At 65.3% G+C, this 22,989-nt stretch carries 25 protein-coding genes; 13 read left to right on the top strand and 12 right to left on the bottom strand.

The window, feature by feature from the left end; all coding sequences use genetic code 11:
- Nucleotides 1-1,518, top strand: a 1,518-nt coding sequence (locus KUG43_RS01580; protein WP_216905381.1) for an Ig-like domain-containing protein, incomplete at its 5' end; no start/stop codon positions are given.
- A 60-nt stretch (nucleotides 1,519-1,578) separates the two neighbouring features.
- Nucleotides 1,579-2,097, top strand: coding sequence for a hypothetical protein (locus tag KUG43_RS01575; protein ID WP_216905380.1), 519 nt, complete (start codon nucleotides 1,579-1,581; stop codon nucleotides 2,095-2,097).
- A gap of 6 nt (nucleotides 2,098-2,103) precedes the next feature.
- Here the strand turns inward: KUG43_RS01575 and KUG43_RS01570 are convergent, their stop codons facing one another.
- From KUG43_RS01570 to KUG43_RS16850, 4 genes are all read right to left on the bottom strand, one after another.
- Complete coding sequence (locus tag KUG43_RS01570; RefSeq protein ID WP_216905379.1) at nucleotides 2,104-3,078, bottom strand: YcgJ family protein; 975 nt, start codon at nucleotides 3,076-3,078, stop codon at nucleotides 2,104-2,106.
- Nucleotides 3,079-3,326: 248 nt separating this feature from the next.
- Nucleotides 3,327-3,770 carry a cupredoxin domain-containing protein gene (locus KUG43_RS01565; RefSeq protein ID WP_216905378.1) on the bottom strand — a complete coding sequence of 148 codons (444 nt, stop codon included), beginning with the start codon at nucleotides 3,768-3,770 and terminating at the stop codon, nucleotides 3,327-3,329.
- Nucleotides 3,767-5,869, bottom strand: a complete 2,103-nt coding sequence (locus tag KUG43_RS01560; protein ID WP_216905377.1) for a copper-translocating P-type ATPase — start codon at nucleotides 5,867-5,869, stop codon at nucleotides 3,767-3,769. Before KUG43_RS01560 ends, KUG43_RS01565 begins: the two co-directional genes overlap by 4 nt.
- A gap of 98 nt (nucleotides 5,870-5,967) precedes the next feature.
- Nucleotides 5,968-6,261 carry a CAB/ELIP/HLIP family chlorophyll-binding protein gene (locus KUG43_RS16850; RefSeq protein WP_286194297.1) on the bottom strand — a complete coding sequence of 98 codons (294 nt, stop codon included), beginning with the start codon at nucleotides 6,259-6,261 and terminating at the stop codon, nucleotides 5,968-5,970.
- A gap of 292 nt (nucleotides 6,262-6,553) precedes the next feature.
- Here KUG43_RS16850 and KUG43_RS01550 point away from each other — a divergent pair, with 292 nt between their 5' ends.
- From KUG43_RS01550 to KUG43_RS01540, 3 genes are read left to right on the top strand one after another with little or no spacing between them, the layout of a single operon-like run.
- A complete protein-coding gene (locus KUG43_RS01550; RefSeq protein WP_216905376.1) occupies nucleotides 6,554-8,737 on the top strand; it encodes a beta-glucosidase family protein in 2,184 nt (727 codons plus the stop codon).
- A 34-nt stretch (nucleotides 8,738-8,771) separates the two neighbouring features.
- On the top strand, nucleotides 8,772-9,026 hold the full coding sequence (locus KUG43_RS01545) for a hypothetical protein (protein ID WP_216905375.1): 255 nt from the start codon (nucleotides 8,772-8,774) through the stop codon (nucleotides 9,024-9,026).
- Nucleotides 9,016-10,086 carry a glycosyltransferase family protein gene (locus KUG43_RS01540; RefSeq protein ID WP_216905374.1) on the top strand — a complete coding sequence of 357 codons (1,071 nt, stop codon included), beginning with the start codon at nucleotides 9,016-9,018 and terminating at the stop codon, nucleotides 10,084-10,086. Before KUG43_RS01545 ends, KUG43_RS01540 begins: the two co-directional genes overlap by 11 nt.
- Nucleotides 10,087-10,208: 122 nt before the next feature.
- On the opposite strand, the gene KUG43_RS01535 is transcribed toward KUG43_RS01540, so the two are convergent.
- The 8 genes from KUG43_RS01535 to KUG43_RS01500 form a co-directional block, all read right to left on the bottom strand.
- A complete protein-coding gene (locus tag KUG43_RS01535; RefSeq protein WP_286194296.1) occupies nucleotides 10,209-10,628 on the bottom strand; it encodes a glycosyl-4,4'-diaponeurosporenoate acyltransferase CrtO family protein in 420 nt (139 codons plus the stop codon).
- A 53-nt stretch (nucleotides 10,629-10,681) separates the two neighbouring features.
- On the bottom strand, nucleotides 10,682-11,764 hold the full coding sequence (locus KUG43_RS01530) for a glycosyltransferase family 2 protein (RefSeq protein ID WP_216905372.1): 1,083 nt from the start codon (nucleotides 11,762-11,764) through the stop codon (nucleotides 10,682-10,684).
- 68 nt (nucleotides 11,765-11,832) lie between these two features.
- Nucleotides 11,833-12,408, bottom strand: a complete 576-nt coding sequence (locus KUG43_RS01525; protein ID WP_353617898.1) for an esterase/lipase family protein — start codon at nucleotides 12,406-12,408, stop codon at nucleotides 11,833-11,835.
- A 50-nt stretch (nucleotides 12,409-12,458) separates the two neighbouring features.
- On the bottom strand, nucleotides 12,459-13,187 hold the full coding sequence (locus tag KUG43_RS01520) for a proteasome-type protease (RefSeq protein ID WP_216905370.1): 729 nt from the start codon (nucleotides 13,185-13,187) through the stop codon (nucleotides 12,459-12,461).
- Nucleotides 13,184-13,927 carry a transglutaminase-like domain-containing protein gene (locus KUG43_RS01515; protein WP_286194295.1) on the bottom strand — a complete coding sequence of 248 codons (744 nt, stop codon included), beginning with the start codon at nucleotides 13,925-13,927 and terminating at the stop codon, nucleotides 13,184-13,186. Before KUG43_RS01515 ends, KUG43_RS01520 begins: the two co-directional genes overlap by 4 nt.
- Nucleotides 13,928-14,026: 99 nt before the next feature.
- Nucleotides 14,027-14,845: an N-formylglutamate amidohydrolase gene (locus KUG43_RS01510; protein WP_286194294.1), complete on the bottom strand. Its 819-nt coding sequence runs from the start codon at nucleotides 14,843-14,845 to the stop codon at nucleotides 14,027-14,029.
- Between the two features lie 38 nt (nucleotides 14,846-14,883).
- Nucleotides 14,884-15,765 (bottom strand): transglutaminase family protein, encoded by an 882-nt coding sequence (locus tag KUG43_RS01505; RefSeq protein ID WP_216905368.1) that lies wholly within the window; start codon nucleotides 15,763-15,765, stop codon nucleotides 14,884-14,886.
- A gap of 27 nt (nucleotides 15,766-15,792) precedes the next feature.
- Entirely contained in the window at nucleotides 15,793-17,577 is a 1,785-nt protein-coding gene (locus tag KUG43_RS01500) for an alpha-amylase family glycosyl hydrolase (RefSeq protein ID WP_286194293.1), read from the bottom strand.
- Nucleotides 17,578-17,925: 348 nt separating this feature from the next.
- Here KUG43_RS01500 and KUG43_RS01495 point away from each other — a divergent pair, with 348 nt between their 5' ends.
- The 8 genes from KUG43_RS01495 to KUG43_RS01460 form a co-directional block, all read left to right on the top strand.
- The gene (locus tag KUG43_RS01495) at nucleotides 17,926-18,144 is read left to right on the top strand and encodes a CsbD family protein (RefSeq protein ID WP_216905367.1); all 219 of its coding nucleotides are present in this window, start codon (nucleotides 17,926-17,928) and stop codon (nucleotides 18,142-18,144) included.
- 95 nt (nucleotides 18,145-18,239) lie between these two features.
- On the top strand, nucleotides 18,240-18,632 hold the full coding sequence (locus KUG43_RS01490; protein WP_216905366.1) for a DUF302 domain-containing protein: 393 nt from the start codon (nucleotides 18,240-18,242) through the stop codon (nucleotides 18,630-18,632).
- An 88-nt stretch (nucleotides 18,633-18,720) separates the two neighbouring features.
- Nucleotides 18,721-19,137 (top strand): heavy metal-responsive transcriptional regulator, encoded by a 417-nt coding sequence (locus KUG43_RS01485; RefSeq protein ID WP_216905365.1) that lies wholly within the window; start codon nucleotides 18,721-18,723, stop codon nucleotides 19,135-19,137.
- An 85-nt stretch (nucleotides 19,138-19,222) separates the two neighbouring features.
- Entirely contained in the window at nucleotides 19,223-19,906 is a 684-nt protein-coding gene (locus KUG43_RS01480) for a DUF305 domain-containing protein (protein ID WP_286194292.1), read from the top strand.
- A gap of 49 nt (nucleotides 19,907-19,955) precedes the next feature.
- On the top strand, nucleotides 19,956-20,675 hold the full coding sequence (locus KUG43_RS01475; protein WP_216905364.1) for a DUF305 domain-containing protein: 720 nt from the start codon (nucleotides 19,956-19,958) through the stop codon (nucleotides 20,673-20,675).
- Nucleotides 20,676-20,816: 141 nt separating this feature from the next.
- Nucleotides 20,817-21,788 carry a multicopper oxidase domain-containing protein gene (locus KUG43_RS01470; RefSeq protein ID WP_286194291.1) on the top strand — a complete coding sequence of 324 codons (972 nt, stop codon included), beginning with the start codon at nucleotides 20,817-20,819 and terminating at the stop codon, nucleotides 21,786-21,788.
- A 104-nt stretch (nucleotides 21,789-21,892) separates the two neighbouring features.
- The gene (locus tag KUG43_RS01465) at nucleotides 21,893-22,738 is read left to right on the top strand and encodes a 4-helix bundle domain-containing protein (protein ID WP_216905362.1); all 846 of its coding nucleotides are present in this window, start codon (nucleotides 21,893-21,895) and stop codon (nucleotides 22,736-22,738) included.
- 11 nt (nucleotides 22,739-22,749) lie between these two features.
- A partial coding sequence (locus KUG43_RS01460; RefSeq protein WP_216905361.1) for an S-layer homology domain-containing protein occupies nucleotides 22,750-22,989 on the top strand: 240 nt, incomplete at its 3' end.

Below are 22,989 nucleotides of genomic sequence, written 5' to 3'. Positions count from 1 at the left end.
GCCAACGGCTCCTATTCCTTCTCCCCGGCCGCCAACTACAACGGCCCGGTTCCCCTGATCTCCTACGTCGTCACCGACGGCTCCGGCGCCAACGACACCTCTACCCTTTCGATCACCGTCACGCCGGTGAACGATCCGCCGGTGGCCGGCGATGACGTCATCGGCAGCCTTAATCGCCCCTCCGCAGGCTCCACCGTGACGGTCAGGGTCACCGACAACGACAGCGATCCGGACGGAACACTGAACCCGGACTCGCTCACCATCGTCGGCACCACCGCGCCCGGCCAGCCGCTGGTGGTGCCCGGTGAAGGCACCTGGAGCGTCAACCTGGCCACCCAGGAGATCAGCTTCACCCCCATCACCGGCTTCTTCGGTGATCCGACTCCGATCCAGTACACGATCGCCGACCAGCAGGGAGCTATCAGCAACCCCGCCACGGTGACCATCGATTACGAGAACCTGGTCATCGTTCCCAACCCACCCGCTGCGGCGCCACGGCCCGTCGACTTCTACCTGCTGCTTGACAACTCCACCTCGATGAAGGGCAGCGATCCCAGTGGTGTGACCCGGATCGAGGCCCAGAACCGTCTGGCCTTCGAAACTCTCAAGAGCGCCCTGGCCTCCGCCGGTTACGGCTATTCCCTCAGGGGCAGCTCCAGCTTCCAGCCCTTCCTCGACAACACCAATCTCACCAGCAGCCAGACCCTGGCCACCGAGATCCTCAACTACGAGCTGGTGGATGATCCCACGGACGGCAGCAGCACCAATGCCCGTGACATCACCATCCATGTGGTCGAGTTCGGTTACCTGGTCAGCCATACCGCCATCACCTTCTCCGGCAGCAATCCCAGCTTCGGAGAAGTTCTCGCCCGCGATGTGCTGCTCACCCAGACACCCGATGTCCTCTACGGCACCAGCACCAGCCCCGACTGGATCGCCCGCGGCCTACCCGCCCCTTCCTCCCTCGACGCCTACACCGCCCCCGGCACCAGCGGCAACCGCTACAGCGGCACCGAGATGCTCGGCGCCCTGGTCGCCCTTGACCGGCTTCTCCAGAGGGAACTGCCCGGCGTCACCACCGACACCCTCACCTCCGTGGCGATGATCACCGACGGCCGTCCCGAGCGGCGCCCCTGGTGGGACAACCGGCCCGACTTCGGCCAGGGCTGGACCGGCGCCAACGTCGCCCTGCCCACCAGCTCCTGGCTTGACGGCGATCCGATCCTCAGCTCCGGGCTCCGTTACACCAGCAGCGGCACCCCGATCCGGGTGCCCACCGCCGCAGGTGTCGACATCTGGGCCCAGGCCCAGATGTCGCTCAACAACAGCCTCGACGCCGTGGCGGCCAGGGCTGGTGCCAGCAACGTGAACGTGCTGGCCATCGGCATGGGCGACGGGGGGATCTCCAACTGGAACGCCATCTACACCGATCTGTTCACCAACCAGACCTTCGATGCCAGCCGCAGCTGGAACTACCAGTTCTCCACCTCCGGTCAGCTGCCGCAGCTGTCGGGGTGAGCCGCCATTGCGCCCATCCCCCCGGTGACGGCAGGCTGGAGGCCATTCGTCCCGATGGCCATGACCCGCGAGCACGACCCCTTCCGCATTCCCCGCGCCGGCTGGGAGGCCGCCCCCCTGGCGGGGCTGGCCTCGGTGGATCTGAACCGGAACGGTGGGGCCTTCAGCGGCGGTGAATTCGTCTCGGAATCCACCGTCGGCGGGGTGCTTCTCTACGCCACCTACCAGGCGCTGCTCACCGCCCTGCGCACCGAGGCCCTGCGCAAGCGCGGCGAGATTGACCGCCTCACCCAGATCCGGCTGGTGCTGGGCACGAGCCTGGAATCCGCCAGAACCGGCGTGGCCGTGGGGGCCATGCTCTCGGTGGTGCTGCTGGTCTTCCCCTGGCTGGCGGCACCGATGGCGGTGATGGGCGTGCTGGGCAGCGCCAAGGCCTCCCTGGACCTGTTCCATGCCTTCTGGGATGGGCTTGATGCGGATCAGAAGCTCCAGGTCACCATCGCGGCCCACGAAGCCGGCGTGAACCTGCGTCGTTTCTTCAGCAACACCTCCGATGGCGCCGGCACCCTGGCGGGTTGACGGCCCTCACTGGCCACCGAACAGCTGCTGCAGCAACCCTCCCAGGGCCTGCCCCAACCCTTCAGAGTCGCTTCCCTGCACCACCTGGCCGTAGGCATCCACCGGCTGCAGGGACTGGTTCAACTGGGCTGTGGTGGCCTGGGTGGAGCTTCTGAAGCCCAGGTTGAACACGTTGCCCCAGCCCAGCTGGATGTCGGTGCGGTACTGGTCGGCATTCACCTTGGACACGACGGCCGCCGTGGAGCCGTTCGGCAGCTGAACGTTCCATGGGTTGTTGCCCTGGGCCGTGAAGCGGATCGTGCGCAGCTGGTTCGCGACCGGCAGCCTGTCGAAGGTGAAGGCCAGGGTCTTGGAGCCGTTGACGTTGTTCTGGACGATCTCGTAGCGGCAGGTGCCGTTGTAGATCGAGATCCCCGCATTGGTCCAGGCACAGGTGCCGCTCTGGCGGGTGCGGGTGAACGCAGGGCGGAAGCTGTTATTGGGCTGCTGTCCTGGGTTGAGGCCGCTGCCCGGTCCCCAGTTGGATCCAGAGCCGCCGATCACCGTGCCCTGGCCGCCCTGGTTGGCGCCCCCGGCATTGGAGCCGAACAGCCAGGGATTCAGCCGTGGGTCGTAGGAGGTGCGCTGGTTGTTCGTCCAGCAGCCGCGCAGGTTGAAGTTGCAATAGCGGCCATTGGCGAAGGTGACATCGACGATCGGATTGTTGACCAGCTTGTTTTCCAGATTGCGGCGCGCACGACGACCGAACTCCTGCTCGGTTTCCGCCAGGGCGGCACCGTTGGCATTGAAACAGACGCTCACGGAGCCGTCACAGATCACCCCCTGGATGGGGAACGTAAGGGATCTGCCGTTCGGTCGGCCGTAGCCCGGAGCCGTGGATCCACCGCCGCCGCCCCAGGGGGAATTCTGGGGCTGGGTCTGCTGGGTGGGGGACCCCCAGGGATTGCCCTGGGCGAGAGCGTCAGGAGACGTCGCAAGCACGGGAATGGCGACAAAAACAATCGTAGAACGCCTGAAAGCCCTGGCGAGAGGGCGAGAATGCGTGTGCTTGAACAAGCCGTTGAAGAGAATCTTCATCTTTTTTTGATCACTGATTTTTAGCCTAACAGAATAGGCGATATGTCCCTCAGTTCCCTTGCAATCTGCAGCATCAAAGCAGAAGAAATGGCAAGCAATTGGATCAGCAGCCAAGGTGGCTCTCGCCGGGTCTGGACGGCCTGGCTGCCCTCTCACTCGGCTTCGATACTGCCGCGCACCATGTTCATGCCGCAGTGGAACGGGTAAGCCCCCGGTCGGCTGGGCAGCAGTTCAATGCTGGTGGTGGCCCCCAGGGGCAGGTCAAGGGTGCGCTGGAAGTCTGGAAAGATCACCTGGGCCACACAGCCGCTCGGATCGGTGCGGTGAAAACGGAGGCGCACAGGCCGGCCCGCCTTCACCCTGATCTGGGAGGGGGAGTAACCGCCATCCACGGCGATGGTGATCTCCTGCACCCCCTGCTCCCCTTCGCTGGCCACCACGCCACCACCATGGCGGCCCAGGAACCACCAGAGCTCCGCAACGATCAGGGCCAGCCCGACTGCCGTCACCAGCACCTGCAGGGCCAGGGGCTGGGGAATCGTGCGCCACAGGGGCGCTGCGAGAAAGAGAGGCGGTGCGACGAAGAGGGACGTCATGCCAAGGCCCCCGCAGGACGATGGGTGGGCCGAAAGCCACGCAGCCGCAGGGCATTGCTGACCACCGACACCGAGCTGAAGGCCATGGCGGCCCCCGCCAGCATCGGGTTCAGCAGCCAACCCGTGAGCGGGAACAGCAGGCCGGCGGCGATCGGGATCCCCGCCACGTTGTAAGCGAAGGCGAAGAAGAGGTTCTGGCGGATGGTGGCCATGGTGCGGCGACTGAGTTCGATCGCCGCCGGAACGCCACCCAGATGGCCCGAGAGCACGGTGATGTCACTGGCGGCGATCGCCACATCGGTGCCCGTGCCCATGGCGATGCCCACCTCGGCCCGGGCCAGGGCCGGAGCGTCGTTGAGGCCGTCACCCACCATCGCCACCGGTCCCTGGCCCTGCTCCTGCAAGCGCTGCACCACCGCCGCCTTATCGCCGGGAAGCACCTCGGCAATCACCCGCTTGATGCCCACATCGGCGGCCACCACTTCGCTGGTGCGGCGGGCGTCACCGCTGAGCAGCACCACCTCCAGACCCAGCTTGCGCAAGGCCGCCACGGCGGCATGGGCTTCGGGTTTGATCGGATCGGCGATGCCGAAGCAGGCCTCGATCCGCCCGTCCACCGCCACGGCGGCCACGCTGCGGGCGGCCCGCTCCAGCCGTGCCACCACCGGATCGAGGGGGGCGGTGTCCAGGCCAGACGCTTCCAGCCAGCGCAGGCTGCCCACCCGCACCTCTTGCCCGCCCACGGTGGCCAGAACGCCAAGCCCCGTCATGGCCTCGAAGGCGTCCACATCCGGAAGCACTGCGTCGCCGCGACGGCTTGTGGCGTAGGCCACGATCGCTTCGGCCAGGGGATGTTCCGAGCGCGATTCCACCGCCGTCACCAGGGCCAGGAGGCTCTGGGCCGGCAGCCTGCCGCCGCGGAGGCGTTCGAAATCGGTCACCTCGGGCTGGCCAGCTGTGAGGGTGCCCGTCTTGTCGAGCACGATGGTGCGCAAGCCGCCGGCCGTTTCCAGCGCCTCGGCACTGCGGAAGATCAGGCCGTTCTCGGCCCCCTTCCCGGAGGCCACCATGATCGCGGTGGGGGTGGCCAGGCCCAGGGCGCAGGGGCAGGCGATCACCAGCACGCTCACCAGGAACAGCGTCGCCAGCACAACGTTGCCGCTGACCAGGAACCAGAGAACAAAGGTGGCGATGGCGATGGCGATGACCACCGGCACGAACCAACCCACCACCTGATCCGCCAGGCGCTGCACCTGGGTGTGGGAGCTCTGGGCCTGGCGCACCAGCTCCACGATGCGGGACAGCATGGTGTCAGCGCCCACCCGGGTGACACGGAAGCTGAAACTGCCGCTGCGGTTCATCGAGGCGCCAATCACCCCATCCCCGGGGCCCTTGGCCACCGGCGTCGGCTCACCGGTCAGCATCGATTCCTCCACCCAGGAACTGCCCTCCACCACCACGCCATCGAGGGGCAGCTTTTCCCCGGGGCGCACCTGCACCAGGTCGCCCACCACCACCATCGCCACGGGGATCTCCGTCGCGACCCCATCCCGCAGCACCCGGGCCGTGGGGGGCTGGAGCTGGAGCAGCCGCCGGATCGCCTCGGAGGTCTGGCCGCGGGCCCGGGCTTCCAGCAGCCGCCCCAGCAACACCAGGGTGAGGATCACCGCGGCCGTTTCGTAGTACACGTCTGCGGGCAGGCCCTCAGCGACGAGGACCTCGGGGAAGGCGGTGGCCACCAGCGAGGCCAGCCAGGCGATGCCGGTGCCGGCGGCCACCAGCGTGTTCATGTCGGCGCTGTGGCGGCGCAAGGCCGACCAGGCGCCGGTGAAGAAGTCCCGACCGCACCAGAACAGCACTGGGGAACTCAGCACCAACTGGGTCCAGGGGCTGGTGAACCAGCCCGGCAACCAGCCGATGTGGACACCGAGCATGTGGGGCAGGGTGGCGGCCACCACCAGCCCCGTGAGCACGGCCGCCACCGTCAGCTTGCGGCGCAGGACGGTGAGCTCATGGGCCAGCTCCCGTTCCATGGCCGTCGTCATGCCGGCCGCCGGCTCGGCATGGCAACAGGGGGAACCCGTGGTGGAGTGGCTCATCAGGGGCAGACCAACGCCGTGGGCGAGGGGTTCACCCTATGGGCTCCCCTCGGCTGGAGAGTCAAGCCATCGGTGGCCATCCAGCCTCGCCGCCGGGTTCAGCCCTGGGGCAGTAGGGCCCCAAGACCCATCTGCCCCAGGATCCCCGAGCCAGTGAGGGCCTCGATGGTCAGGCCAATGACGAAACCGAGCATGGCCAGACGGCCATTCAGCCGCTCGGCGCGGCCATGAAAACCCCAGCCGCTCTCACTGCCGGGGCTGGCCACGACCATGCGTGGCTCGATCGCCCGGGGATCGAGAAGCGGGGAAGCTTCGGAATCCCACCGTCCGCCCTCCGATTCGGCGAAGTGGTTGACATGGAGCTTTTTCGGAATTTGCACAGGGGTTGCCATGGTGATGTCTCGTAGTGAAAGAATTGTGTTGTGGGAAGTAAAAACGCTTCGAGGAATCCACCGTGACATCCAGTCCAGAGGAGACCTTGGCAGGTTGGCAGCGCCGTCGACTCAGCACCTGATCCGTGATGGTCAGGTGCCTGCTTCCTTTCCACAACCTAAGGAGAAAGTCGTGCAAACAATCAGCGGCAGCTGATTGATCCTGGCTTCGGGCGGATGACCCACCCTTCCGATCAGCCAGGCGCCGCAGATGCGGGCCCATCAGGGTGAAACCCGTACCTAGGCTGGAGAGGTGCCCATCTGCCGCGACTGGAGTCACCTGGAGAAGCAGGCCCACACCCTGCTGGATGGCCTCAGCCTGGACGAAAAACTCAGCCTGCTGGACGGGGACACACCGTTCTGGGGCGGCCTCGCGGCGATCGCCCTGCACGACACCTCCCACCGCCGCCCCTGGCCGGCCGGCGTGCTGGGACGCCTGGGTATCACTGGGCTGCACTTCGTCGATGGCCCCCGGGGTGTGGTGCTCGAAGGCGGCGCCACCACCTTCCCGGCGCCCATCGGTCGCGGGGCCAGCTGGGACGTTGATCTCGAAGAAAGAATCGGCACAGCCATGGGCGAGGAGGCGCGATCGTTCGGCGCCAACCTGTTCGGCGGCATCTGCGTCAATCTGCTGCGCCATCCGGGCTGGGGCCGGGCCCAGGAGACCTACGGCGAGGACCCGGTGCATGTGGGGGCCCTGGGGGCTGCGGCGACCCGTGGTGTGCAGCGCCATGCCATCGCCTGTGTCAAGCATTTCGCCCTCAACTCGATCGACAGCGCCCGCTTCCGCGTCGATGTGAGCGCCAGCGAGCGGGTGCTCCAGGAGCTCTACCTGCCCCAGTTCCGCGACTGCATCGAGGCCGGGGCCCTGGCGGTGATGAGCGCCTACAACAGTGTCAACGGGGCCTGGTGCGGCCAGCATCCCCATCTGCTGCGGGAGATCCTCAAGGGGCGCTGGGGCTTCCGCGGCTTCGTGCTCACCGACTTCATCTTCGGAATCCGCGATGGCGAGGCCGCCGTCACGGCCGGCCAGGACCTGGAGATGCCGTTCCGGATGATCTTCCAGGCCACGCTTCCGGCGGCGGTGGCCGCTGGGCGGGTACCGATGGCAAGAATCGATGACGCCGTGCTGCGGCTGCTGCTGGCCCAGGCAACGGTGCCCGGAGGCGCCTACCCGGAATCGCTGCGGGGCTGCCGCGACCACCAGCACCTGGCGCGGGAGGCGGCCACCAAATCAATCGTGCTGCTCAGAAACGAGGGCAATCTCCTGCCCCTCAGCGGGACCGGCTCCCTGGCGGTGATCGGGCCCCTGGCCGACACCGCCAACCTGGGAGACCGGGGCTCCTCCGACACCCGGCCCGCGCCGGGGTCGGTGGTGACGCCCCTGGCCGGACTGCGAGCGGCAGCGCCGGAGCTCCAGCTGTTTCCCTGCGATGGCCACGATCTGGCCAAGGCCTGTGCCCTGGCGGCCCGCAGCGACGCGGCAGTGGTGGTGGTGGGTCTGGACTGGCGCCACGAGGGCGAGCACATCCACCCCGGCGACCTGGCGCCGATCCTGGGCCAGGCCCCGCCTCCCGATGGACTGCTGCGCCTGGTCGGCCGCCGCCGCCTGCTGCCGCTGTGGTCGCGGCTGGCGTCCGTGGCCGCCCAGGCGACCCGCCTGGGTTCGGCCCGGGTCGGCGGTGCCTTCGCCTCGGGGGACCGCACCAGGCTCGAGCTGCCGGCAGGGCAGGAGGCCCTGATCCTGGCCGTCGCCGCCGCCAACCCGCGCACGGTGGTGGTGCTGATGGGGGGCGGGGCCATCCTCTGCGAGACCTGGCGCCAGCAGGTGCCCGGGCTGCTGCTGCTCTGGTACCCCGGCCAGCGGGGCGGGGAGGCCCTCGCCGACGTGCTCCTGGGACGGGTGTCACCCTCGGGACGGATGCCCTTCGCGGTGCCCACGGACGCCAGCCACCTGCCGCCCTTCGATCCCCGGGCCCGGCGGATCACCTACGACCTCTGGCACGGCTACCGACGGCTGGCGCACCTGGGTCAGGCGGCGGCCTTCCCCTTCGGCTTCGGGCTGTCGTACTCCACCTTCACCCACAGCGACCCGATGGCCCAGTGGCTCCGCGGGGCCTTGCAGCTCAGCGTGACGGTCGCGAACACGGGGCAGATGGCCGCCGCGGAGGTGGTTCAAGTCTACGCCGAACCCCCCGGCCAGGCCGCGGAACGGCCACGACGCAGCCTGGTGGGCTTCCGCCGGCTGAGCCTCCAGCCTGGCCAGAGCGAGCGGGTCGCGATTCAGATTCCGCTGCGGTGTCTGGCCTGGTTCGATGCATCCCGCGATGCGTTCGTGCTGGAAGGGGGGCATCACCAGCTCGTGGTCGCTCGCCATGCCGAGGACGAGGGGATCAGCGTGGACCTCCCCCTGGAGGCAGGGGTGGTGGGCCGCTGAGCGTCATTGTGCATGCGGCAGGAATGGCAAAGACGTGCTCATCGTTGAAGACGGCATGCCAGGCCTGGGGAACGAATGTCCCCAGGCCCATCCACGTGCTCCGGCACAAAAAGCCGTGACCGCATGGGCTGAATTAAGTGGACATCAAGAAAGCCATGGCAAGGGTAAGCTCCTCAACAACAACACTCACATCCATGCTTCCAGAGAGCAGCCGGACGCCAAAGAAGACCAGGGTCTTGATGTACCTCCATGGCTTTCCTACAATTTCTCAGACTTACATGCTCAATGAAGTTGAAGCATTGAAGGATAATTACGACTTACTCGTAGTGACACCCTACAAAGCAGATCTCGCCTGCAGAGAGCATCACCCCTTCCAGCAGATCTCTGGGGACGAGGAGCTCCATGCCGTCATCCAGCAGTTCAAGCCAGACGTTCTTCACGGCCATTACATCTACACAGCGCCAACTCTTGCGGCGGCAGCCGAGAAGTTCTCAATCCCATTCACCATCAGGACCCATTCCTTCGACGTCTTAAATCTCCAGCACATGACCTATGGCAGCTTGGTTCGTGTTGCTGCAAATTCGGACTCCTGCATCGGCATCCTGGCTTTTCCCTATGCATGCAAACTCTTGACCAAGTATGGCATCAGACAAAACAAGTTGCATCCATGCTGGCCAGTCATGAAGTTCAGCCGTTTCTATGATCGTTCAGACAACAGGCCTGGAGTCCTCAACATTGGCGCCTGCATACCAAAGAAACGATTGGAAGATTTCGTGGAACTGGGCAAACTGACAAGCCAGAGACTCAATCTCTATTCGATCGGTTTCAACACCGATGCTTTCCTCAAGTTCAACTCTGACAACGGCAGCCCAATCAACATCCATAGGGCCGTTGAACCCCAAGAGATGCCCCTTGTTTACAAGGCCCACAACTGGCTGGTTTATACAGCATGTCCCACCAGAAACACAGTTGGCTGGTCCATGGCCGTCCCTGAAGCCCAGGCGGCAGGCCTTGGTATCTGCTTCCCAAACATTCGGCCCGATATCCAAGAATTCCTGGGAGGCGCCGGATTCACCTACAATTCCATTCATGAGGTTCCTGATATCATCAAAGAACCCTATCCGCAAGAGATGAGGGAAATCGGCTTCGAACATGCGAAGAAATCCGACATTGATCGCCACATCCACATCCTTACCGACTTGTGGGAGTCCGCCATCGGCAAACAGCAAAAAATCAATCCAGTGATCAACAATTTCATATTCTATTCAAGACTCAGAAGCACCTTGCTACCCGTAAAGAATCAGTTACGCAAAGCAAAAAATCTCGCTCGTGGCACCACCGGTTCTTGAGGTCCAACTGTCGAACACCGCCTTTCGTCCTCCCGACATGGTGATCGAACACCCGCCAGGCAAGGGATGCCACGAGGGAATGCGGCTCAAGCTGCAGGACCAGCTGGTGGGCCGCAGACCAATCAGGGCTCGGCGCTGTGCCGGCCCTGCATCGCCAGAAGCAGCGGCTGGAGCCGCAGGCGGTTGTAGCGCTGCAGCCACAGGCAGGGCAGGTTGAACAGGGTCGCAAAGGTCAGGTTGATCAACACACCGACCGGCGGCAGCCAGAGGGCCGTCACGATCCAGAAGGGCCAGATGGCCAGGTGCACGAGTTCGGCCCGCCGGGTTTCCGCCACGAGGCGCTGCAACGTGGCGGGGTCACGACTCACCAGGCTGTTCTTGCGCACACCTCCAGGCAGGGCATCACCGGCATCCGGCAGCAGGCCTTTCCAGCGCTCGATCCCCAGCCGTTGCTCGTAGGACTCCTTGCTCTCCGGCCAGGGGCGTTGGCCCGTCAACCAGCTGTCGCCCTCCAGGGCCGTCAGGGGCAGGCGCTGGGCCAACGCCCCGATCAGCACCGACCACCCCAACCAGCCCAGCGCGCAGGCCAGGGCCGCTAACGCGTCGGAACCTGCCTGCCCTTCCATTCGATCGTGCCCCGCTTCAGATTCAGGATCGCCAGAACGAACACCCCCAGGAAGAACAGAACGGGGATTGGAAACACCAGGCAGATCCAGGCGAAGTTCCCCACCCGCCTGGTCAGGGCGATCAGCTGAACGGCAAAGGCCAGATACAGGAGCAGGTTGGGCAGCACCGCGGGTTGCCCCATCAAGGGCCAGCCCAGCAGGGCCGCCGGCAGGCACCAGGCGGCCCAGAACAGGCCGGAGAGCCACAGGAGCACGGCCAGCATCCACAGCCAGCGCACCTCACCGGCGGCGGTGGCGAAATTCTTGGCGAAGCCCATGACCATGTCGTGGAAACCACCGGGGTACATGCGGTACTCGATCAGACCGTCGCCGATGTAGGCACTCACGGGCAGCCCGGCCTTCTCGTACTGGTGACCCATGAACCAGTCCTCCACCACCTTGCCGGCGACGGCCTCATGGCCGCCGACCCGGTCGTAGTCCACCCGGCTGGTGGCCATGGCCGGTCCGAAGGCCACCCCACACCCCGGCCCCATCGGCACCGCCATCAGCCCCACCAGGCTGAACAGCACCGAAAGCTGCTCGTAGGCCTTCTCGGTGCGATGGAACGGCTGCACCGACACCAGACCCCCCAACTCCTGCTGGGCCGCCACCAGACGATCGAGGAACCCGGCAGAGGGTTCGGTGTCAGCGTCGAGGAAGACCAGGATCTCGCCCTTGCTGGCCCGGACGCCATGGTGCAGGGCCCAGGTCTTGCCGCACCACCCCTCGGCCAGGGGGGGCGGTTGCATCACCCTGGCCCCGGCCGCTTTCGCGATCGCCGCCGTGCGATCGCTGGAGTGATCGTCGATCACGATCACCTCCAGGGGGGTGAGGCTCTGGGCCTGGAGAGCCGGCAGCAGGTTGGGGAGGGTCCGCTCCTCATCTCGGGCCGGAATCAGCACCGAAACCCTCGGGTGTCCCTTGGTCCTGCCCAGGGGGAGCCGGAAGAGCCGCAGGCAGAGGGCCCAGCCGAGCAGCCAGCGCACCAGCACGGAAATGGCGACAGGGTCCATGGGTCGTCGCCGATTGGTATGGATTCAAAAGATAAACGCAGTCCATCAGCAAGATTCCATCCCGCTGCTCACGGTTCCGGCCGCAGCAGCTCCATCACCAGGGGTTCCAGCGCCCCCGGGTGGGTCAGGAGCTGGTGGTGGTAGCGCACCGGCAGATTCGTCCCAGGCCCGACCGGCAGCACGGCACGCCAGGCCGGCATCACCATCAGATCCGGCTCGCAGTAGAAGCTGCAGCAATCGACCGTCTGCAGGGTGGTGAGGTTGGCGTTGAGCCGTTGCAGCAGCAGGCTGTCCGTTTTCAGGTCGGCGATGCCGGCCAGGGGCCAGCGGGGCCAGGGCCCGGCCGTGAGGGTGCCCTGTTGGGGGCTGCCGACGCTGATCAGGCGCCGGGTGCGCCGGTGGCCGCCGAGCAGCTGGATCCAGGTGCGGGCGATCACCCCTCCCATCGAGAAGCCGAGCAGATCGATGGGTTGGTCAGGGCCGAAGCAGGCTTCGATGTGGGTGCCGAGCAGGGCCGCCTGCTCGGCGATGGGCGTCAGCCCGAAGCGATGGGGCAGGTGGGGGATCAACAGGGGAGCGCGGCGACCCGCCAGCTCCAGCCGGAGCGGGTCGAACACGGTGGGCGTGTCCCACATGCCATGGATCAACACCAGCGGCGGCGATGGGACCGGCCGGCCGTGCCGTGGGGTGTCGCCTACCAGACCAGCTCCGGCAGTTCCCGGAACACCTGCCGCACCCCCACGCTCCACTCCCGGCTGAGTTCCTGAAAATAGGCATCACCCTCGCTGAACCGTCGTCGCTGGGTGATCGCCAGGCGATCCCGCTCATAGAGGAGCATGTCGATCGGCATCCCCACCGACAGGTTGCTGCGCATGGTGGAGTCGAACGAGACCAGCACGCACTTGGCCGCTTCCGCCAGGGTGGTGTCGGAATGGATCACACGGTCGATGATCGGCTTTCCATACTTGGCCTCGCCCGTCTGCAGGAAGGGCGTGTCCGCGCCGGCCTCGATGAAATTGCCCTCGGCGTACATCCGGAACAGCCGGGGCTCCTCCCCCCTGATCTGCCCACCCACCAGGAAGGACGCATTGAAACTGGAACCGGACGCCTTGAGGTAGGGGCCGTCGCGCTGCTCGATCGCCCGCACCGCATCCGACACCAGGCCCATCACCTCGAACATGGTCTGCGCCGTCCAGACGGAAGCGCCCCCATCGCCGGCTTCGGCCCGTTGGCGCAGCAGGCCGATCACCGCCTGGGTGCCGGCCAGGCTGCCGGAGCTGAGCAGCACGAGCACCCGGTCGCCCTTGCGCTCGAACACGGTCATCTTGCAGAAACTGGCGAAATCATCCAGGCCCGCATTGGTGCGTGAATCGGAGGCGAACACCATCCCCCCCTCCAGCAACACGGCCACGCAATAGGTCATGCCGTCCACACCTGAAACGATTCCAGCTCCGATGGGCCGAAGGTGGTGGTGAGCGCCACATCCGCCGCATCCCGGCCCCGGGCGATCAGGATCCGCCCGATGCGGGGCGTGTTGTTGCGTGGGTCGAACACGTGCCAGCCATCACCCAGGTAAGCCTCGAACCAGGCATGGAAGTCCATGGCTGTGTGGGGCGGAGGCACCTCGATGTCACTCAGATAACCGGTGCAGTATCGCGCCGGGATGTTCATGCAGCGGCACAGGGCAATCGCCAGGTGGGCGAAGTCGCGGCACACCCCCTCCCGGCTTTCGAAGGTCTGCAGGGCGGTCTTCGTCGCGCTCGAACGGCCGTAGTCGAAGCGCACGTGCTGGTTGACGAAATCGCAGATCGCCTGCACCCGCCCCCAGCCCCCAGGCCCCCCCTCGAAGCGGGACCAGGCCATGGGCGAGAGCAGGTCGGACTCACAGAAGCGGCTGGCCAGCAAAAACAGCAGCGCCTCCTCCGGCAGCTCCTCCACCGGCTGCTGCTCCAGCCACGGCAACACCGGATCGGGCAGGCCGGAATCGGCCACCAGGCCACTGCCCCGCAGGCGCAGCACCCCGGCCGGGGCCACCAGCCGGTGGCAGTGGTTGCCGAAGGAATCCACGTACAGGCTCAGCGGCACCTCCGGCTCCACCCGCAGCACGTCGGGCTCCAGCAGATCAGCGGAGCGGCTCGAGTGCACCCCCAGCGTGACAATCATGGGCGTCGGCGCAGGGAAGCGCAGCGCCACATCGAATCCCACCCGGATCTCGATGGGCTGTGTCGGCAGCGGCATAGCGCTTTGGGATTGATCCATACATCACCCTAGGAACCGCGAGCGGGCCTGAAGCGGCGGGAATCCCTCTGCCAGGGCCACCTCCAGCACACTGGCGAGGCGCTGCGCCCACGCCTGCTGGGCAGCCTCGGTGGCCAGCAGGTCCTGGCGTATCTCCAGCTCCACGTGGGGAATCCGGCGCCGCTCGCCGTGGACCAGCAAGGTGTAGTCGCTGGCGTCGCTGACGGCATAGGGCTGGTTGTCGCCCACCACCAAGCCGTGCTCGCGCTCCAGCCCCAGGCGGATCCGCCGGGCCAGCCGGTCATCGCGGCCGTACAGCACCCCCACATGCCAGGGGCGCACCTCCGCACCGAGCACCGGAGTGAAACTGTGCAGTGTCACCAACACGCTGGGCTGGCCTCGCGCGCTGCGGGCCTCCAGCTCCGCCCCGATGCGGCGGTGGTAAGGGTGGAAAATCTCCTCAAGCCGTTGCAGCCGCTCGCCCGGGGAGAGGTTGACGTTGGCGGCGATGGCGGCGGCCTCGCTGTGGCTGACGATCGAATCGGGCGCATCCGGTGGCCGGTTGGCGTCGACCACCAGCCGCGAATAGTTGTGCAGGATCAGGAAGGCATCGAGCCGCGCTGACAGCTGCAGGGCAAGGCCGTCTATGCCCAGATCCGAGGCCACATGGGTGTCGAGCAACCGCTCATTCAGGCCCAGGCCAGCCAGACGACGGGGAATGGCGCGGCCGGCATGGTCGGCCGTGAGCAGCACGGCGGAGCGCCCGGCGGGACAGACGATCTGGAAGACGACCGGATCAGCGGCCCCCAGCAGAGGTTCTAGGGGCACTGTGGAAGCATGCATCGGAAGGGGTCAGGCAGGCAAGCACGGCCGCGTGACCGTCAGGACTCAAGCGGGGTGTTGAAGCCCTGGAGCTCGGTGATCCAGACGCCCACCTGCATCGACAGCAGGGAAGCTCCGCCGAAGCTGCCGGCGATGGGTGGCACAGACTCGGGCCTTCGGGCCACCGCGACGGGGATGTGGGTGTCGCCGACGATGCCGGCATGGGTGGGATCGAACCCCTTCCAGCCAGCCCCCGGCAGAAAGACCTCCGCCCAGGCATGCATGCTGCCGGCTTCCTCCGGTGGCAGCGCGGTGAAGCTGTAACCACTGACGAAACGGGCGGCGAATCCGAAACCCCGGGCCGCCTCCATGAACAGAAAGGCCATGTCACGGCAGGACCCCCAACCGCAGCGGAGCGTTTCGGCGGAGCTCTGGACGCCGGGCTCATCGCGCTTGCGGTAGGAGACGCGCTGGTGGGTCGCCAGATTCAGCCGCTTCAACAACGTGTAGCTCTGGATGATCTCGCCTGGCTGCCAGACCGTTGCCATCCATTGCAGCAAGGCCTGGCAGGGTTGTTCTGCGCCTGATTGCGTGAGATAGGCCTCCAGAATGGGGCGGTCCTTGGACGCATAGTGAAAGGGATAGTGGACGGCCTCCTCATCGACAAGGAAGTCAAGAGGAACACGGTCATATTGCTGAATGATCAGATTGCTTTCAATCAACAATCTGTCTGCAGCCTCACGGAAGGACGCCGTGGCAAGACAATTGCCCTCGACATCACGGTGCCAGCGCAGCTTTGCCGCCGGGATGATCGATAACGAGGAGGTTTCGATGCGCAGGTCGTGGCCCTCGCGAGGACGAAGACGCAGTGTATGGGTGCCGAGTCGGACAGGGGCGCTATAACTGTAGGTGGTCAGGTGATGGATGTTGAAGCGTCGCATCGGCTCGCCATGCACAGAAAGGATGGGTCACTGGGAATAGATCAGAACGCTGTAGGGGCCCACCCCAAAAGAGCCGTGATAGGGAAACCCGTCCCGCTCCCCCGGTACGGCTGAAAGATCAGCGCTTGGGTAACCAGCAAAGGACTCACTGTAGCCGTGCCAATCACTGTTGAAGCGAAGTGTCCAGCCATTGGCCGCTGGAAAACCAACGATGTAGTTCTCCTGGGGCTGGTGAGAAAAATTGGCGATCACCACCACATCATCTCCGGGGCCGCCTCGATCCCAGCGGTGAAAGGCCATCACGTTTCGCTGGGTATTGAGATGAAAAACCTGGGTGAATTGACCACAGAGCCCGCGGGAGACGCCCTGCCGATCAAGGCGAAGGCGGATCAGATCCCGGTACAAACGCACGATGCCACGGAACTCCTGGCGCTGGTCCCAGTCGACGGGAACCGTATCGCGGAACCAGCCACCTTCAAGAAACTCCTGCCCCTGAAACAGCATGGGAATTCCGGGTGCCGTGAACACCATGGCGGCTGCCAGCGTGGAACGCTTCTGGGCATGCCAGCCGGTGGGATCTGCCGGGTTGACGTCCTGGGGAATCCGGGACTGGCCATTGGCAACGTCGTCATGGGATTCGCTGTAGATCACCCGCTCAAAGGCGTCGTCGTTGTAGCGATAAAGAATGGCCTCACGGATCTTCTCCAGGCCGCGGTCTTGATCCCTGGGCGCAATCACAGCTTGACGGATGGGTTGGATGAAGTGGGGATCCCATTGGGAGCCAAAGCCCGCGCCCCCAGCCCCCACATCCTTGGTCAACCAGTCATTGCTGCGCAGGTCTTCGGCGATCGTGATGCGTCCAGAGTCATGCCGAGCCACGGTTTCATTGATGGCCTGGAGGAGGCTCCAGCCATCGGGGATTTCCTCTGTCTCAGCTTCCCCGATAGTGCGAATGTAGCCCGTGCTATCAAAGCGTAGACCATCAAGATGATACTCATTGAGCCACATCTCTACATTATCAAGAATGTATTGACGAACCTCCCCCCGGCCATAATCAGGTCGCGTTTCCCCCCAGGGCGTCTGGGCGCGATCATCATTATAAAAATAGATTCCTCCCTTGTCATTCTCAAACCAACCGTCAAATCTCCAGAGGTCAAGATCACTGGGGCCAAAATGATTATAAACAACATCCAAAATCACGGCAATGCCAACCTGATGGGCGCGCTTGATGAACCGCTTGAAGCCCAGGGAACCGCCATAGTCTGAATCGACGGCAAAGATATGTGATGGGTTGTAGCCCCAGGAGCGCTGGCCGGCGAACTGTCCCACCGGCATGACCTGTATGGCATTGATACCCAGCCGCTTCAGATGCTCCAGCCGAGAAGAGATGGAATTGAACTGGCCTGGCTGGCTTGAATCATCATCATTGAACGTGCCAACATGCAACTCATAGATGACGATCTCATTCCAGCACTTTATGGAGAAGTTATCATCATCCCAATCGAAGTCAGGATCATGAATGATGGCATTGCCCACCGAGCTGGTCACCTCGCGGGCATAGGGATCAATGCGCTTGATCACCCCCCACGGCGTGGAGAGCTGATACTTGTAATGGTCGCCGATCCTGGCACTTTCAATACGGATGGACCAGAAGCCACGCGGCTCGGGGTCCATCGGATGGGCGGCACCATCCCAGTCGTTGAAAGACCCGATGACGGAAACCCCGTCGGCATGGGGCGCCCAGACCCGGAACGCCACCCCGGCAGCAGAGGGCATGGATCCCATGCCAGCAATGATCGGCGGCTTCACCATGGCTCAACCCCCTCCAAACACTTTTTCACAGCCATACCTGTTCAGGTCAAGCGTTTAAAAAACATTGAACATGAAGTTTGGGCCAGAGGCGGATCCGCCGCCATGGCAATGCAGGCTGCTGCAGAAAGCCGCAGCCGAGCCCTTCCCGAGCAAGGCGTTGCACGTCCTTGCCACCCTTCACCCTGTGCTGCGGTGGGAATTTCAGACGCCTGGCAATCCGAAAGGACTAGGCTGGGAGCAGAGACCAAGAGCGGCACGAATGATGTGAATGGAGTCCACTTCACCGGCGATGCTGTTACCACCAAGGTTACTCATCGCCACCTGCTGATTCCCATCGCCACTTGAACCATGTCCAACAAAATCGACGCCGCCGCCAAGGATGCCGAGGGCAAACTTGAAGCGGCCCTGGGTGAACTGACGGGCGACACGGGCCACCAACTCAAGGGCAAGGCCAAACAGGTTCAGGCCTCTGCCATGAATGCTGCAGAAGATCTGAAGGATGGCGCCAGGGCCGTGGCGCAAAAGGTCAGCGACGTTGCCGCGAAGCTGGCTGACGAACAGGGCTGAGCGGGCCGGAAGGCCCGGAGACTCGCCGCAGCTTCCCCCTGGCTTGCCTGCGGCGATGTCCCCACCCATCAACACCCTGAGAGGCCGTGACACCGATGAATCCCTTCTTCATTGTCCACACAACCAAATCCTTTGAGCAGGCGAGCACCGACCTGCAGGCCGCCATTGTGGCTCAGGACTTCGGCGTGATGGCGGTCCATGACCTCGGCAAGACCCTGCGCAGTAAGGGGATTGACTTCCCCGAAGACTGTCGGATCTACGACGTCTGCAACCCAAGGAAAGCAGCCAGGGTGCTGATGAACGACATCACGTTGAACCTGGCCCTTCCCTGTCGCATCTCCGTTTTCACGGAAGGCCATCAGACCAGGATCGGCATGATCCGGCCTGAGGGAATGCTGCAGACGTTGTCCTCCGATCCCGAACTGATGGAGGTGGCCCGCGATGTCGAATCCGCCACGACGGCCATCATCGAGGCGGCGGCCTCCTGATCGGTCCGTGGGCTGGATGGGCGGGCCTCGTCGGGTGCGGCGACCAGAGCCGCGACTAAAGTCTCCACAACAGTGGAGATTCATGCCCATGGCGGCCGTCAGCGTCAACACCGGCATGAAGATCGGCGTGTTGGCCGGGCGCAGCGGATTGCCCGTCAAGACCCTGCGTTTTTACGAGGATCTCGGCCTGTTGCCGGCCATCGGTCGCAGCGAGGGTGGCTACCGGCTGTTTGCCGAGGAGAGCCTGCGGCGGCTCGAATTCATCCGCCGACTCAAGACCCTGGGACTCAGCCTGGAGGAGATCCAGGGCTGTCTGGCGGTGCATGACGCCGGCGACCTGCCCTGCGGCGACATCCACCTGCAGCTGGAGCGGCAGATTGAGCGGATCGATCTCCAGATCAGGGAGCTGGGAGAACTGAGGCAGGAACTGCAGGGCTTGCTGGCCGGCTGGCAGAGCGACCCAGCCAAGCAAGGGGATGTGATCTGCCCCAATCTTCGGGTCTGAAGCCTGGCAGCAGCGAACGGGCAGGGTGGTGGGCGCCAAGGTGAAACCCTGTGCCGGACCCCCACCGGCGCCCTGCTGTCTTCCCATGCTGAAGACAGCCACAAGCAAGGGAGCCGAGCTGATGGACCATTTCCGAACCACCGGCGGCCGGACCCGGGCAGCGTCGCGCCGGTTTGCTGCCGTCGTCGGGCTGGGGGCGCTGTTCCTGGGGCTGGGAACGCCAACGCTGGCAGAGCCCCCCACCGTTTCTCCTCCCATGGGGAGCGGGATGGGTGCGGGCCGGATGGGCGCCCAGTCGATGGATCAGCACTTCATCGTGATGATGATTCCCCACCACGATGGGGCCATCGCCATGGCGGATCTGGCCCTGAGCCGGGCCAAGCGGCCGGAGATCAAGGCCCTTGCCCGCAGCATCAAGGACAGTCAGACGCAGGAGAACGCCCAGATGCGCTCCTGGTACCGCCAGTGGTTCGGAGGCCCTGTGCCGGCGTGGGGTGGCGCGATGGGCCCTGGCGGCGGCATGGGAATGATGGGAATGGGAGGGACGGGCACCGATGTCGCCTGGCTGAAGAACGCCTCGGATTTCGATCGCGCCTTCATCCAACAGATGATTCCCCACCACCGCATGGGCGTGATGATGGCCACCATGGCCCAGACCAACAGCCAGCATCCGCAGCTAAAGGCGATGCAGCAGGCCATGGTGAAGGCCCAGAGCCAGGAGATTGAGCAGATGGCCCAGTGGTACCGCAGCTGGTACGGGACCCCTTGACTCTCCAGCCGAGTGGAGACCATACGGTGATTTCAGTTCTCCTCTCGCCATGCACCGCCGCCGTTTCGCCACCGCCTTGCTCGGGCTTCTTGGCGCCCTGACACTGGCGGCACCCGCCCAGGCACAGGACCACGGCGGCATGCACCACAACCATCACGATCACACCGCCCCGAGCCAGCCCAGTCCTGCGGGGGCGTCGGCCCATGCCGCCCACGCCCACGACGTGGGCCCCGCCGGAGCCACCTACGATCTGCGCTTCATCGACGGGATGGTGCAGCACCACACCGGCGCCCTGCGGATGAGCGAGTTCGTCTTCGGCATCGGGGCGCCCGGTGTGGGGGCTTTAGGCAAGACCATCTGGCGCGATCAGGCCAACGAGATCCGGGCGATGGGGCTGTGGCGCAAGGCCTGGTACCCCCAGGCTCCCGTGTATCCCGTGGCCCTGGCCAAAGGTGGCGATCCCAACAGCCTCGCCGGCCTGAGCCGCATGAGCCAGGCCCAGATCGACGGGATGCGCATGATGGGCGAGCTCCCCAGCCTGGACAATCGCGTCATCTGGTTTCTGGAGGGGATGCTCCATCACCACGGCGGGGCGCTGATCATGGCCCACGATGCCCTGGCCAAGAGCACCAACCCCACCATCCGGCGCTTCGCCAGGGGCGTGATCGTGGCCCAGCGCGCCGAGATCATTGAACTGCGGCGGATGCTGGCGGTCGAGGGCCTGCGCAAGCCGGAGTACGGCCGCTACGACGCCCTGTTTGCCCTCTGATCACGGCCTCTGCTGGACGGCGTGCCATCGGCTACGCCGCCCTGTCACCGATGAACCGGCGGCGAGCCGCTGCCATGACTCACTGGAGGATCAACCTCCAGCTGCAGCGACCGAGCCGGCCGGGCCATGGCGCCGAAACCCTTGAGCGATCGTGAGTGTCCCGCCCGCTGGAGCCGTCGCCGGCTCCTGTCGCTGGCCGCTGCGGGGCTTGGCGTCGGAGCCCTGGCCGGCCCGCTGGGTGGCGCCATGGCCGGCAGCCGCTCGGGCTCCGACGGCGATGGCCCCACCCTGCCCTTCGACCCCACAAAAGGCCTGCGCGCCTTCAACCACGGCACCGTGATCCGGGAGAACGGCGTCCCGATCCGGGTGTTTGAGGTGCAGGCCCGCAGCCTCACCGTGCCCCTCCGCCGCGCCACCCGCTTCAAGGCCTGGACTCTGGACGGCTCAATTCCAGGGCCAAACCTGCGGGCCCGAACGGGAGAACGGATCCGGGTGATCTTCCACAACGGGGACAGCACCTCCCACAGCCTCCATTTCCATGGGATTCATCCGGCCGCCATGGATGGAATCCAGCCGGTTCTATTCAACAGGACAAAGATCTACGAGTTCGAAGCGGGCGCCGCCGGCCTCTATCCCTACCACTGCCACGTGGCGCCGGTGGCCCGCCATGTGGGCAAGGGCCTGTTCGGCCTGCTGATCGTGGATCCGCTTCAGCCGCGAGCCCCCGCCGACGAGCTGGTGCTGGTGATGGGCGGCTACGACCTGCACGGCGCGGGGCATAACGATCTCTACGCCTTCAACGGCATCCCTCACCACTTCATGGAGCACCCGATCGAGATCCGCCAGAACCAGTTGGTGCGGCTCTATCTGCTCAACATGGTGGAGCTCGAGGCGCCGCTCACCTTCCACATCCACGCCAACAGTTTCGAGATCCTGCGAGAGGGCCCCACCGGAGAGTTCCGCGAGCGCAGCGACGTCGTCACCCTGGGGGTGGCGGAACGCCAGATCCTCGAGTTCAGCTATCCGTTCCCGGGGCGCTACATGTTCCACCCCCACCAGGACCAGATCGCCGAGAAAGGTTGCATGGGTCTGTTCGAGGTGCTGGCGGTCTGAAAAGGCATCAACCGCGCCGGTGCCATTGGCTACGTGGGGATGTCGTCCCTGGGCGGTGCAGGGCGGACATGCCAAGCAGGATCAGCGGACTCCGCCGGCGCCAGATGCCCAGACCCCTGCGCAGCATCGAGCTGTTTCTCGCCCTGGGGGCGGCCACCACCTCGCTCAGCGCCCTGCCGGCTGGCGCTGCCACGGCAGCCACGGACAGCCATCAGGCCGTGACAAGCCAGCTGGTGGCCCAGCACGGTGGCCATGGGGGCACCGCCCCCGCGCCCTCCCCATCGGAGGGCGGGGAAGGGGGAGAGGGCGGCGAAGGCTCCCAGGAGATCGCCTCCTCTGACACCGCCTATCTCGCCGTGCTCGGCCAGATGCGGGGACATCTGATCGTGGCCGGGGAGCTGGTGCAGGAGGGCAATTTTCCCCAGGCGGAGAAACACATCGGCCATCCGGTGGAGGAGCTGTACGGGTCCGTGGAACCGGAACTGGAGCGGCGCCGGGTGAAACCGTTCAAGCAGACCCTCACGGCGCTGCTGGAACTGATCCAGGCCTCTCCGGGGACGCCCGACACACGCAAGGCCTACCAATCCGCCGTCGCGGCCATCGACGCCGCCATGCTCGGGGTACCGGAGACCGTGCGCCGGGACCCCACAACCACCGCGGCGGTGGTGCGCGAGATCGTCAAGGTGGCCGCCAGTGAGTACGACGCCTCGATCGCCGACGGAGCCATCGTGGAAACGATCGAATACCAGGACTCCCGTGGGTTTGTGCTCTACGCCGGGGAGTTGCTCAAGGCCTCCCTGGGCCCTGGCACCGGACCGAAGGCCATGGCCCTTCTGGTGCCGATCCAGAAGCGATGGACAGCCCTGGCCAAGGCCTGGCCCAGCCTGAAGCCACCGGCCAGACCGGTGATGGATGCGAGAACGGTTACCATTCTCGCCAATCAACTGTGAGGCGATCCACCATGCCCCGCCCAGCGCGACCCTTCCTGCTTCTCGTCGCGCTGGTTCCCGGGGCCGCCGCCGCTGCTGAGCTCCATCTCGACGCCATCAACCGCTACGCCAGGTCCGCGGCGGGCCAGAGCCAGGAGCAGGTCACCAGTATCAACCAGTTCTCCGACGTCAAGCCCACCGACTGGGCCTTCCAGGCCCTTTCGAACCTGATCGAGCGCTACGGCTGCGTCGCCGGCTACCCGAACGGCACC

Source organism: Synechococcus sp. CCY 0621 (genome assembly GCF_019038465.1).
Classification (GTDB): domain Bacteria; phylum Cyanobacteriota; class Cyanobacteriia; order PCC-6307; family Cyanobiaceae; genus Cyanobium.
This window is presented reverse-complemented; position numbering and strand designations above follow the sequence as displayed.